12 protein-coding genes are annotated in these 12,613 nt (G+C 60.8%); 7 read left to right on the top strand and 5 right to left on the bottom strand.

The window, feature by feature from the left end:
- Window positions 1–297: Fic/DOC family N-terminal domain-containing protein (locus ABNU55_RS13400; RefSeq protein ID WP_348764417.1), on the bottom strand; the 297-nt coding region annotated here is incomplete at its 3' end.
- 391 nt (window positions 298–688) lie between these two features.
- Here ABNU55_RS13400 and ABNU55_RS13395 point away from each other — a divergent pair.
- Window positions 689–1,093 (top strand): hypothetical protein, encoded by a 405-nt coding sequence (locus ABNU55_RS13395; protein ID WP_290759314.1) that lies wholly within the window; start codon window positions 689–691, stop codon window positions 1,091–1,093.
- A gap of 250 nt (window positions 1,094–1,343) precedes the next feature.
- Here the strand turns inward: ABNU55_RS13395 and ABNU55_RS13390 are convergent, their stop codons facing one another.
- Window positions 1,344–2,837 (bottom strand): cryptochrome/photolyase family protein, encoded by a 1,494-nt coding sequence (locus ABNU55_RS13390; protein ID WP_348764416.1) that lies wholly within the window; start codon window positions 2,835–2,837, stop codon window positions 1,344–1,346.
- A 102-nt stretch (window positions 2,838–2,939) separates the two neighbouring features.
- Between ABNU55_RS13390 and ABNU55_RS13385 the strand changes: the two genes are divergently transcribed.
- Genes ABNU55_RS13385 through recR form a run of 3 tightly spaced genes read left to right on the top strand, consistent with a single transcriptional unit; the run spans window position 2,940 to window position 5,647 of the window.
- Window positions 2,940–4,697, top strand: a complete 1,758-nt coding sequence (locus tag ABNU55_RS13385) for a DNA polymerase III subunit gamma/tau (protein WP_290751357.1) — start codon at window positions 2,940–2,942, stop codon at window positions 4,695–4,697.
- Between the two features lie 11 nt (window positions 4,698–4,708).
- Window positions 4,709–5,032: a YbaB/EbfC family nucleoid-associated protein gene (locus ABNU55_RS13380; RefSeq protein WP_290751360.1), complete on the top strand. Its 324-nt coding sequence runs from the start codon at window positions 4,709–4,711 to the stop codon at window positions 5,030–5,032.
- Window positions 5,033–5,047: 15 nt separating this feature from the next.
- Complete coding sequence (gene recR, locus ABNU55_RS13375) at window positions 5,048–5,647, top strand: recombination mediator RecR (protein WP_348764415.1); 600 nt, start codon at window positions 5,048–5,050, stop codon at window positions 5,645–5,647.
- A gap of 5 nt (window positions 5,648–5,652) precedes the next feature.
- Here the strand turns inward: recR and ABNU55_RS13370 are convergent, their stop codons facing one another.
- The 3 genes from ABNU55_RS13370 to ABNU55_RS13360 form a co-directional block, all read right to left on the bottom strand.
- A complete protein-coding gene (locus ABNU55_RS13370; protein WP_348764414.1) occupies window positions 5,653–6,273 on the bottom strand; it encodes a glutathione S-transferase family protein in 621 nt (206 codons plus the stop codon).
- Window positions 6,274–6,291: 18 nt separating this feature from the next.
- Window positions 6,292–7,518, bottom strand: coding sequence for a PQQ-dependent sugar dehydrogenase (locus ABNU55_RS13365; protein ID WP_348764413.1), 1,227 nt, complete (start codon window positions 7,516–7,518; stop codon window positions 6,292–6,294).
- 124 nt (window positions 7,519–7,642) lie between these two features.
- Window positions 7,643–10,615 carry a TonB-dependent receptor gene (locus ABNU55_RS13360; RefSeq protein WP_348764412.1) on the bottom strand — a complete coding sequence of 991 codons (2,973 nt, stop codon included), beginning with the start codon at window positions 10,613–10,615 and terminating at the stop codon, window positions 7,643–7,645.
- 248 nt (window positions 10,616–10,863) lie between these two features.
- Between ABNU55_RS13360 and queC the strand changes: the two genes are divergently transcribed.
- The 3 genes from queC to ABNU55_RS13345 are packed head-to-tail and all read left to right on the top strand — an operon-like array spanning window position 10,864 to window position 12,604.
- On the top strand, window positions 10,864–11,571 hold the full coding sequence (gene queC, locus ABNU55_RS13355) for a 7-cyano-7-deazaguanine synthase QueC (RefSeq protein WP_290751370.1): 708 nt from the start codon (window positions 10,864–10,866) through the stop codon (window positions 11,569–11,571).
- The gene (queE, locus tag ABNU55_RS13350) at window positions 11,568–12,221 is read left to right on the top strand and encodes a 7-carboxy-7-deazaguanine synthase (protein ID WP_290751372.1); all 654 of its coding nucleotides are present in this window, start codon (window positions 11,568–11,570) and stop codon (window positions 12,219–12,221) included. The genes queC and queE overlap by 4 nt, the downstream gene beginning before the upstream one ends.
- Window positions 12,176–12,604 carry a 6-carboxytetrahydropterin synthase gene (locus ABNU55_RS13345; RefSeq protein WP_290751374.1) on the top strand — a complete coding sequence of 143 codons (429 nt, stop codon included), beginning with the start codon at window positions 12,176–12,178 and terminating at the stop codon, window positions 12,602–12,604. The genes queE and ABNU55_RS13345 overlap by 46 nt, the downstream gene beginning before the upstream one ends.
- Window positions 12,605–12,613 lie beyond the last annotated feature (9 nt).

Here is a 12,613-nt window from a genome sequence, read left to right as displayed (position 1 = left end):
CAGTTCGCCTGTTAGTTCGTGATCAATTTCATATTCAAGTAAGTCTTCGAGAGACGCTTGGGTGCCCTCAATTTGCGAGCTAAGTACCGCTTCTTGTCTCATGAAGGCATATACGAGCATGTGCGGGTCTGGAATTGTGGCCACCGCGCCGTCCAATCGCGCTAATGCCCGATCTGCACGCGAAAGCGCATTCGTAAGCCTCTCGTCAATTCGCAATTTTGGATTTGGCGGCAAAGGCTTGGGGCTAAAGGTGCTTGCAGCACCAAATTTTATGTACTCGCCTGCTCTGGTGGACATTGTGCGTTCCTAATAACGGCTACTAAAATTTATTCCCCGGTAATTAAATTTATCGCTCTTTTTTTAATTAGTGCAATCTATGTTTCCATAGCCGTTATTATTAACCATTCAGAAATAATTTCGAACCGTGTAAAATTTAAGATAAAGCCGAAATGGCGGACCCCGCAGGCATCCGGGACCCAGCGTCTCAAAACGCTCTCTCGTCCCGGACATTTGCTGAGGCAAATTCCGGGATGACGAAGATGGATTGTGTCTGAAACGGGTCGGTCACGGGTGCGTGACTTGAAGACCTGAAACCCATGCACCCCCAAAACACCGCCCAAACACCCTCCAGACACCGCCCACGCACCGCCCCGCACCCCAAAACATCCTACACCCCGGCGCCCCGGCTATGGTCGCCCTCATGGTCAGCCGCGACTTCATCTGTGACACGCTTGCCACCCTCCCGGTCTGGCTCTGGCCGGTCTTCCTGTGGGAGGTGTTCTGGCTTGAGCGGTATCTGAAGGCGCGGCGCGCAGAGGGCGGGGCGGGCCTTGTCGGCTATGCCTCTGCCCGCAATGGCCGCATCTATATCACGCTGGATGTGCGCGGGGACCGCAAGGACACTTGCGACTGGACCGCCTTTGCCGCGCGCACGCCCTGGGAGAGGCTGGGCCCTGAGCAAAGGGCCGCCGCCCTGCTGGCACGCGCCGGCGAGGGATTTGCGCTCATCGCGCTGGCGAGCGGCCTCTGCGCCGCGCTCGCCGGACAGGCGCCGGGCTTGGCGGGCCTGCCCTTTGTGATGGTGCCACCCTAAGCCGCTTGCTTCACCTCAATAAGCCGCATGCCGCCGCAGCCCCCCGGGTCTGTGGCCGCTGGTGCTGGCTTTCCCCTCTCCCTCGGGAGAGGGGTCAGGGGTGAGGGGGAGCGCCATCTCATCCAAGGGGCTGGCTGGCAGTGATGCTCCAATCGCATCACTGAAACTGCATGGCTTCGTTGAAGGGTCAGTTCCCCTCATCCCCGGCCCTTCTCCCGAGGGAGAAGGGAGAAGGAAGAAAGAGAAAAGCCTAACCCAACCCACTCAAGAAATTCGCCGCCGTCTTCAGATGGCCGTCCCGCTTCTCCTCATCCATCTTCTCGGCCATGGACACCATCATCGCCCAGCGCGGATTGCCCGACAGCTGTTCGCGGTTGCGCCAGATCCAGCGCCAGTAGAGCCCGTCCCAGACATCGCACCACTCGCCTTTCTCATGGTTGCCCATCTTGCGGACATAGGCAGAGCCGGAGAAATAGGGCTTGGTCGTGATGCGCCCGCCATCGGCATTCTGGCTCATCGCATAGGCGTTCGGCACCATGACCCAGTCATAGCTGTCGGCGAACATCTCCATGAACCATTTATAGATATCGTCGGGGTCGATCTCGCAGATGAACATGAAGCCGCCGAGCACCATCAGCCGCTCGATATGGTGGCAGTAGCCGGTCGCCAGCACGCGCTTGATGGTGTCGTCGATGGGGGCGATCCCCGTCTCCCCGGTCCAGAAGCTTTCCGGCAGCTTGCGCGTATGGCCCCAATGATTGGTCGTGCGCATCGGCACGCCGATATCCTCATAGGTCGCGCGCATGAATTCGCGCCAGCCAATGACCTGCCGGATGAACCCTTCGGCCGAATTCATCGGGATATCTCTGTGTTCGATGAAGGCTTTCGCGGCATCCAGAACCAGCTGCGGCGTGAGAAGCCCGATATTCAGCATCGGCGTGATCGCCGAATGCCAGAGCAGGGTCTCGCCCTCCAAAATGGCGTCCTCATAGGGCCCGAACTGCTCGAACCGCTCATTCAGGAACGCGCCCAGCCAGCTCTCGGCATCCTCATGGTTGGTCGGCCACCAGAGCGTGTCGAGCGATCCGTAATTGTCCGGGAAGTCTTCCTCGACAGATTTGCGCGCTTCTTCCTCCAGCTCGTCCGGCTCGCGTGGCGCCAGCTGAGGTACACTGTCTCTCAGTTTCTTCGGGACCTTCTTGCGGTTCTCATCGTCAAAGCTCCACTGGCCGCCCTTCGGCTTGTCGCCGTCCATCAGCACATCGAAATGGCGGCGCTGGCGTTTGTAGAACTCGGCCTGGAACCAGGATTTGTTATCCTCCCGCCAGGCGCGGTTCTGGCCCGGTGTGTTCAGGAAGAGTGGGGTCCTGATCAGGGTGAGGTCCAGATCGTGATCCTCGCAATAGGATCGAAGGCGCTTTTCCAGAATGAAATCCACCGGGTCGCAGGCCATCACCTCTTTCGTCCCCGCTTTGGAGAGCCGTGCTATAAGAGGCTTCAGCAGCGCTTTGCCCGCCTCATAGCGGATATATTCAAAGTCCGGTTTCAGCCCTTCCAGCCGCTTGGCATAGCGCGCCATGCTGGCCCGGTGCAGCCAGAGTTTCTGCTTGTGAAAGCGCATTGGATATTGCCGGTCGCCGAAGAACAGCGTGTCCTCGATCAGACAGATCCGGTCCGGGCGCTTGTCGAGGCCGGGATGGTGGTTGAACAGCTGGTGGGGGAATATCAGAAGCGCTTTGGTCATTGCGGGGCTTGAGCTAGGCCGAACGCTTCACAGGCAAAGACGGTAAAACCGCTGGCGCGCCATTGCGGGGAACAGGGATTCCCTGCCATTAGTAAGTCAGCGATGACTGACGAAACCGATCTTCCCGGCGATGATGAGCGCGACGACGCGACTTTCTCCATGTTTGCGGAGGAAGAAGCGCCCGCGCCCGGCACCGGCCAGCCTTCCTATCAGGTGCTGGCGCGCAAATACCGCCCCAAACTCTTCTCCGACCTGATCGGTCAGGAGGCGATGGTGCGCACGCTGCGCAATGCGTTCGAGATGAACCGCATCGCCCACGCCTTCATGCTGACCGGGGTGCGCGGCGTCGGCAAGACGACGACGGCCCGGCTCCTGGCGCGCGCCTTCAATTATGAGGGCGAGGATCATCCCGGCCCCAGCCTCAAGCTCGACCCGCCGGGCGAGCACTGCAAGGCAATCATGGAAAGCCGCCACCCGGACGTGCTGGAGCTGGACGCCGCCTCCCGCACCGGCGTCGCGGATATGCGCGACCTCCTGGATGGCGTGCGCTACTCGCCGGTGTCTGCGCGCTACAAGGTCTACATCATCGACGAAGTTCACATGCTGTCGACCGCGTCCTTCAACGCGCTCCTCAAGACGCTGGAAGAGCCGCCGCCGCATGTGAAGTTCATCTTCGCCACCACCGAAATCCGCAAGGTGCCGGTGACGGTTCTCTCGCGCTGTCAGCGCTTTGATCTCAAACGCCTCGATACAGGCGAGCTTGCCGCGCACCTTGGAAAGATCGCGTCGCGCGAAGGCGCCAGGATTTCAGAAGAGGGCATCACCCTCATTGCCCGCGCCGCCGAAGGCTCTGTCCGCGACGGCCTCTCCATCCTCGATCAGGCGATTGTGCAGGGTCTCGACGGCGGAGAGATCACCGGCGAAGCGGTCCGCGACATGCTCGGCCTCGGCGACCGGCTCCGGCTGCTCGACGCATTCGAATATGCCGTGACTGGCAAGGCGTCCGAGGCGGTCAACGAGATCAACGACCAGATGCAGATCGGCGCCGACGCGCTGATCCTGATGAAGGACCTTCTGGAGATCGCCGCAGATGTCGCCACCATCCAGGCGATGGGCGACAATTACAATCTGCCCGGCCCCTCGGACTGGACCAAACGCACCCGCCAGATCGCCGACAGCGTCACCCCGGCGCAGGCCCAGCGCAACTGGCAGATCCTGCTGTCGGGCTATCGCGACACCCAGAGCGCGCCCGAAGCCGATGTCGCCCTGCGCATGGTCATTCTGCGCCTTGTGACGGCGGCGGGTCTGCCCTCGCCGGAAGACGCGGCCCGGATGATTGCCGAAGGCGGCGGTAGCAGCGGCTCCAGCGCACGGGGGCAGGGCGGCAAGTCGGACCCGAACGTTGTCCCTGTTGGCGGCGATCCCGGCGCGCGCCTCTCCAAGTTTGAAGACGTGCTCGACCTTCTGGAAAAGGAGCGCGAGCCGGTCCTCTGGGGCGAGGCGAAAGCCTATATCCGCCCGTCGGTTTTCGCAGACGGCACGATCAGCTGCGACCTCAAGGATGGCGCGCCTGTTGATCTCCTGCGCCGGCTGACAGACTTCCTCGAAATCGCCACCGGCCATGAATGGGATGTCAGCACCAAGAAGGGCGAGACGCCGGGCGAAACCATCAGCGAACGCGAGGACCGCCTGAAGCGTGAACGCATCGAGGCGGTGAAGTCGGATACCGATGTCGCTGCTGCGATCAGCGCCATTCCGGGCCTTACAATTCTCGACGTGCGCGGCAGCGACACACTTGAAGAGCCCGCTGCAGAGGACAATGTCGTCCCCTTGCGCGTCGCCAGTCAAAGGAAAGGGTAGCCCCCGTGGGAATGAAAGACCTCTCGAAGATCATGCAGCAGGCCCAGGAAATGCAGGCCAAGATGCAGGAAGCCCAGCAGAAGGTCGAGCAGATCGAAGCTGAAGGCATTGCGGGCGCGGGCCTTGTGAAAGTCCGCCTGAAAGGCAAGGGCGAGATGATCGGGCTCAATATCGATCCCTCCCTGCTGGAAGACGATGCCGAGATCATCGAAGACCTTGTGAAGGCCGCCCATAGCGATGCGCGCAAACGCCTTGATGAGGAAATGGAAAAGGCGATGAAGGAAGCCACATCCGGCTTCGGCGGCATGATGCCCGGCTTCAAGATGCCGTTCTAGGAAGCCCAGCTCGCGATGAGCCAGAAGAGCGCCGGACCGGAAATCCTGAAAATGATCGAGCTGATCGGGAAGCTTCCCGGTCTGGGGCCGCGCTCGGCCCGGCGGGCGGCGCTGCATCTGCTTAAGCGCAAGGACCAGCTCCTGCTGCCGCTGGCGGACGCCCTGGCTGAGGCGGGTAACCGTATCGAGCAATGCAAGACCTGCGGAAACTACGACACGCTGCAGCCCTGCGCCGTCTGCCAGTCCACCGGCCGCGATGACAGTGTCATCTGCGTGGTCGAGGATGTGCCGGACCTCTGGGCGCTGGAGCGCGCGAGCGCCTTTCGCGGGCGCTATCACGTCCTTGGCGGCGTGTTGTCACCGCTGGACGGGATTGAGCCCGAAGACCTCACCATCGGGATGCTGGTCGACCGGGTCAAAACCGGCGACGTGCGTGAAGTGATCTTTGCCCTTAGTGCGACCCTCGATGGGCAGATTACGGTCGATTATGTCCGCGACCAGCTGGAAGGCCTTGATGTCACCACCACACGGCTCGCCCAGGGCGTGCCGCATGGTGGGGAGCTGGATCATCTCGATGAAGGCACGCTGGCAGCGGCCATGCGGTCCCGGCGCTAACGTGCCTATTCGACAGCGCGCTCCTTCGCGCGCTTCCAGGCTGGGCGGTCCATGTTGCGCTGATAATAGGCCTGCAAATTCTTGTAGGGGCCAAGCTCTCCCAGCCGCTCGGCCATATTGCAGATATAGGTGACGCCGATATCGGGCGCCTGGAATTTGTCGCCGAGGATGTAGTCACGATCCGCCAGCTGCTGGTCGAGCAGGCCAAGATGCAGCGGCACCTCACCATCGGCAAACGCCTTGTAGACCGGAGAGGGATTGTCGCCCTCGCGGGCCTGCAGCATCCGCAGGAAAAGCGGCAGGAAGGCTGAGCCTTCCGGATAGTGCAGCCAGCGCTGGAATTCAGCCCAGGCCTGCTTGTCGGACCGCGGCGGGGCGAGTTTGCCCTCCGGGTCATAATGATCGATCAGATAGGCGGCGATCGCGCCGGACTCTGTCAGCATGACCCCGTCGATCTCAAGCGTTGGAGATTTGCCGAGCGGCGTGGCCTCCTTGAGGTCTTCCTGTGATCGGAAGGTCTCCGGATGGCGGTGATAGACTTTCAGCTCATAGTCGAGGCCAAGCTCTTCCAGGAGCCAGACAGTGAAGATCGAGCGCCCGATGCGCAGATGATGAAGAAGGATCATATAGAGGTTTCCCGTGGCCTATTCGTTGCGGTCGATGCGGTAAATGACGCCGTCCATATTGGCGGTCGCCGCGTAGAGATTGCCGTCGGGGCCGATAACGACATCGCGGAAGGGGATTTCGAGGTCTGCCATGAGATCGGTCTGACCTGTGACATTGCCCTCCTCATCCAGCATGACATGGACGAGTTTCTGCCCGCGCGGGCCGTTCATGGCACCGATGATGAGATCGCCCTGCCATTCGGGCCAGACATCGCCGCTGACCAGCGCCATGCCTGACGGGGCGATGGAGGGCACCCATTTGATGACGGGCTGTTCCATACCGGGCGCTTCGGTTTCCTCACTTATGATCGTGCCATCATAATTGACGCCGTAGGTGATGGCCGGCCAGCCATAATTCTTTCCAGACTCAATCCGGTTGAGCTCATCGCCACCCTTCGGCCCGTGCTCATGAGCCCAGAGGATTTCGCGGGCGTCGTCCCAGACAAGGCCCTGAACGTTGCGGTGGCCGTAGCTCCATACGCCGGGTGTGCCGTCTTCGCCGTCGATGAAGGGATTGTCGTCCGGAAAGGAGCCATCCGTGTTCAGACGCACGATCGTGCCGTGATAATTCTGCGGGTTCTGCGCTTCCTCCATATAGCGGAAGCCTTCGCCGAGCGTGATGATCAGCGTATCGTCGGGAAGGAAAGCCAGACGGCCGCCATAATGGTGGGAGGTTTCGCGCGGGGCGCCCGTGAAGATTTCCTGCACATCGGTCAGCTCGCTGGCATCCTCTGACAGAACGCCCGAGACAACGGCCGTGGTGTTCTCTTCGTCGACACCCTTTGCGAAGGCGAGGTAGAGCTTGCGGTTGCTGGAAAATTCCGGATCGAGCGCCATTGCGAAATAGCCGCCCTGGGCATTCACATGCGCCTCTGGCGTTCCGGCGACGGGATCCGGCAGGAGCTCTCCATCGCGCAGGATACGGATCGCGCCATCGCGTTCGGTAATCAGCATGGTGCCGTCGGGCAGGAACAGCATGTCCCACGGAAAGGTGAGCCCTGTGGCGACGGGGATCAGGCGAAAACCGTCCTTGCTGATGAGGGCCTCAGCCTCCGTCTCCTGCGTTTGTGTACCGGAGCCCGCCTCGTCTTCGGATGCCGAAGTTTGTGCTGGGGCGCCGGTTGAGGTGCCGGTCGTGTCGCTGGCCTGTTGAGAACAGGCGGCAGCCAGGAAAAGGGCGCTGGCCGTCAGGGAGATAATTCTCATGGGGTCTCCGGTAACTGTCTGAGGGGTAATCTAGGGGCTTGGCCTGCCAACTCAATTGATGGGGTCAAAAGAAAGGGGCGGCCCGTTACCCGGGCCGCCCCTCAATTTCAGTCAGGCTGTGTATCTACCAGCTCTTGCGGACCCGCACACCATAGAGGCGCGGCTCCGACAGGAAGATGTTGGAGTAGAGACCCGAGCTGTCATCGGTGAGGTAGCGGCCGGTGATGACCTCCTCATCGGTGACGTTCTTGCCGAAGATCTCAAATTCCAGGCCATTGACGTCATTGTAGAACACGACAGCCAGGTTGAGGTTGGTCCAGCTGTCCAGCTCATCGCCGCCCGTATTCCACACGCGGCTATAGCTATCGCCCTGATAGTAATAGTCCGCGCGAAGCCGGGTGTTCCAGTCGCCGTTGAACATGCCTTCGAAGGTATATTCCGCACCGAGGGAGAGCGTCGTTTCCGGCGCGCCCGGAATGGCGTTCCCGTCCAGTTGTTTGGCTTCGCCATCGAACGGCGTGAGACCACCCACCGTCCGGGTGTTGCCCTCAGAGTCGGTATAGGTCACGTCCGGTACACCGAAGGTCGCTTCCTGGCCGGCGAATGCGCCAACGCAGAGGCCCGCTGTCGCCCCTTCGTCCAGAACGCCTGCCTGGATGGCACCGAGGACCGTGGCATAGCCCTGGGCGGAGACCACACAGTTTGAGTAGCTCGACGCATTCTTCAGCGTGATGAGATCGGCACGGCCATTCGTCCGGTCGAGCACATCGATTGCATAGGTGTCCTGGATCTCTGAGTCGAGAAGGCCAAGGTTTGCGTTGATCACGAAGGTCGAGGCCGGGTTCCAGATCGTCTCGAATTCAAGGCCCTTGAGTTTCGCATCAATGTTGAAGTTCGCCGAGGAACGATTGACGATCTGTGTGATCTGATAGCCTTCATAATCGTAATAGAAGGCCGTGGCGTTCAGCTGCACAGCGCCGTTGGCCAGCGTGTTCTTCGTCCCGACCTCATAGGAGTTGATGAACTCCGGATCGAAGGTCTGTGGGAAGTTGTCGGCGCCTGCCGGTTGTGGCGGGTTGATGCCGCCCCCCTTATAGCCGCGTGAATAGAAGCCATAGATCAGCGTATCGTCCGTGAAACTGGTCTGAGGCTGCCAGTCGAGACCGATACGTCCGGTGGTTTCCTCGAACGCGACATTGTAGCTGCCATCGCCAGCATTGTCGGCATCATTGCCCGGAATTGGCTGCGGCGACAGATTGGCCGTTGGCGACATTGTCGGCACGAACAGGGCAGTCGGGATATTGTCCTGCTCTTTCTTGTCGTCCGTATAACGAAGGCCAACAGTCAGCTGCAGATCGTCGGTCAGGTCGTAATAACCTTCACCGAAGACTGCGAAGGATTCCAGGCGGTAGGGTGACAGAGACCGGAAGTAGTTGCCGCCGAAACCGCTGAAATTGGTGATGGGCCCGACATCGGGGCCCGAGGTGTCAATCGGGACAGGCCCGCCGAATACCGACGCATCCGCGGCGAGGGCCTCGGCCTGCGCTTGCGGCACCCCTGCGCCCAGCGCTCCATGGAGCGTTGCGTTGTAGATGGCGTTGTTGAACTGGGTCAGACCCGTCAGCGTATTCGACAGCACGACATAGCCGGCGGTCGGATCATTGGGGTCAATGGCTTCGAAATCGACGCTGATGGCGCCGAGATTGAAGTTGAAACGTCCGTCGAAATCCGACTGCAGGCGAAGTTCGTGCGTCGTCTGTTCACTGCCGCCGCCTGAAATATCGAAGGTGCGGAAGACGTTGGAGGCCCCCAGCTGGGGATCGTCCACAACCCCACCCGGGAAGACGGCGTTATAGAGATCGGCCGTCGGGCTCAAGCCGGGGGGGACTGCTGAGAGATCGTTGAACGTCACGTTCGGCGCGATCTTGTTATAGTCCTCGACCGATACGGCTGTGGTTTCGCTATAGCTGCCGAGATAGGTGAGCAGCAGGGAGTCAGTGAGGTCGTATTCCGCTTTCCAGGTGAAGAGTTCCTGGTCGGCCTCGTAGGCCGGGTCGAAGGCGGATTCGATGGTGCGAAGATCCTTGATGAGCGGATCGGTGAACGCGTCGCCATTCAGAAGACCTGCGGCGATACCGAGGCCCCCGCCGAGTGTCCCCGCAGAGTTGACGCGGTCCAGGGACTGGCTGAGCGGCGCTTCCTGACAGCCCAGCGTCGTGTAGATCTGGTCAGCGCCGGAGATCGGGACACTGGAGAAGCTCGTCAGGAAGGGATCCTTGTCGCAGAGCTGCTTGCCGGAGCGAAGACGGGAATCGTCCTCTTCGAAATAGTCATAGGAGACCCAGCCACGCAGCCGGTCTGTCGGTTCAACGGCAAGCGTCGCGCGGATACCGTAGAGGTCCCGGTCATCGATATCATTGCCGGTAATGGTATTGTCGACATAGCCATCGCGCTGGAGCAGGGAGCCTGCGAGGCGCAAGGCTGCCTTATCGCCCAGTGGCACGTTCAGCATGCCTTTGGCCTTGAACGTATTGTAGTTACCATAGGTCAGGTTGAGATCGGCCTGGAACTCTTCGAATACGGGCTTCGCCGTAATGACGTTGATCACACCCCCGGTGGCGTTCCGGCCATAGAGCGTGCCCTGCGGACCGCGCAGCGTTTCGACGCGCTCCACATCGTAGAACTCGGCCTCGAAGAGGCGGTTGGCGGTCAGCGGCACGTCGTTCTGGTGGACGCCGACGCCGGCATCCCCTGACTGGGCGACGAGGTCTGCGCCGATGCCGCGAATCTTGAAGTTGTACGAGCCGCCGAAATTGGCTTTGGTGAAGGAGACGTTCGGAATGGAGCGGACGAGGTCCGGGCCGCCTGATAGCTGGAGCTTTTCGAGCGCTTCCTCATCGAAGGCCGAAACGGCGATTGGAACATCCTGAATCGATTCTTCGGTCTTCTGGGTCGTCACCAAGACGGTACCCAGCGTACGTCGGACTTCTACTTCACCGCCGTCTTCCTGCGCGATGGCCATCGGCGCCAGCAGGCCGAGCGCAATCGCCGAAGCGCCCGCCAGCATCAGATACTTTTCGGGTGTTTTCTTAATCATCTAACTCCTCCCGGATGGGCGGTCTTTTTTGACGGACCGTCCCACCTCATTTTGCGTTTCCTCATGGGCCAGCTTTTATTTTTGGCTGTGCCCCGCCGGTCAGTTGATCGACACGTGTGACAATTTGTCAACAGATTACTCGGCTCGCGGGAACTTGCCGTCGCGGCGTGTTTTTTTGGTAACTAGTTGCTGACGCAGAGGAAGGATTGGCTTGGAGCTGCCCCCCGGCTCTGCTAATGGCGCGGGTTATGAGCACTTCCTCTTCAGCGCTGGTTCTCTTTTCAGGCGGACAGGATTCCACAACCTGTCTGGCCTCGGCGCTCAAGCGCTATCGCCATGTCGAGACGATTGGTTTCGATTATGGCCAGCGTCACAGGGTGGAGCTTGACGCCCGCGAAGATGTCCTAGCCGCGATCCGTCAGAATTTTCCGCAATGGGCCGAGCGTCTTGGTGAAGACCATCTGATCGATCTCGGCGTGCTTGGGCAGATCAGCGAAACCTCCCTGACGCGTGAGACCGAGATCACCGAAGACGAGGATGGCTTGCCCTCCACCTTTGTGCCGGGCCGCAACCTCGTTTTCCTGACCCTGGCGGCCGCCCTGGCCTGGCGGCGGGGGATCAGCGTCATTATCGGCGGTATGTGTGAAACCGATTATTCCGGCTATCCCGACTGCCGGCGCGACACGATAGATGCCCAGCAGAAGGCGCTGTCGCTCGGTATGGACCGTCAGTTCACGCTGAAGACCCCGCTCATGTGGCTGGACAAGTCAGAGACCTGGCAGCTGGCCTGGGATATTGGCGGCGACGCGCTGGTCGATCTTATCGTGGAGAAGACCCATAGCTGCTATGTGGGCGATCACCGCACGCGCCATGACTGGGGCTATGGCTGCGGCAAGTGTCCGGCCTGTGAGCTGCGTGCGAAAGGCTATCGCAAGTGGCGGGAGCGCCAGGGGTGAAAACCTATTCGGTGAAGGAAGCCTACGTGACCCTGCAGGGCGAGGGGGCGCAGACAGGCCGTGCGGCGGTGTTCCTGCGCTTTGCCGGCTGTAATCTCTGGACCGGTCTGGAACGCGACCGGCCGCGCGCCGTCTGCCAGTTCTGCGATACCGATTTCGTTGGCACCGACGGCGAGAATGGCGGCAAGTTCAAGGGCGCCGAGGCGCTGGCCGATCATGTCGCTTTGGTCTGGCGCGAGACGTCCGGCGATACGGGGCAAAAGGGCTATGTGGTCTGCACAGGCGGCGAACCGCTGCTACAGCTCGATGAGGAAGCCATTGCTGCGCTGCATGCCCGCGGCTTCGACGTGGGGGTGGAGACGAATGGCACCTTGCCAGCGCCCGAAAGCCTGGACTGGGTATGCGTGTCGCCAAAGGCCAATGCAGAGGTGGTGCAGACGCGCGGCAATGAGCTGAAGCTGGTCTACCCGCAGGATGAGCCGGAAGCCCAGCCGGAACGCTATGCTGCGCTGCAGTTCGACCACTTCTTCCTTCAGCCCAAAGATGATAACAGGCAGGCCGATAACATTGCCGCAGCGGCGGCCTACTGCATGAAGCATCCGGAATGGCGACTGAGCTTACAAACCCACAAACTGATCGGGCTGCCCTGAGCCCGTCGGGCGAAGTGTTCGAGATCTCGAAGGCAGTGACCTTTGAGGCGGCACATTTCATGGGCGGTAAGCCCGAGGGTCACCCCTATCGCAATATGCACGGCCACTCCTTCCGTCTCGAAGCTGCTGTGAAGGGCAAGGTGAAGCCTGGCGAGGAGTGGGTTGAGGATTTCAGCAAGCTGACCGCGGCACTGAAAGCGGCGGCCGAAAAGCTCGACCACTCGCTGCTGAATGAGATCGACGGCCTATCGGTGCCCACGCTTGAGCGTATCTGCCTGTGGGCGGCGCGCGAAATCGGGGCCGAGCTTCCAGGCCTCAGACGGGTGACGCTGTCGCGCCCCAGCCTGAATGAGAGCTGCACGCTCGAGCTTTCCGGCCAGTAAGACCGGGCG

The organism is uncultured Henriciella sp., assembly GCF_964005855.1.
Lineage (GTDB): Bacteria > Pseudomonadota > Alphaproteobacteria > Caulobacterales > Hyphomonadaceae > Henriciella.
Note: the sequence above shows the minus strand (reverse complement) of the source record. Positions and strands in the feature narration are given on the sequence as shown.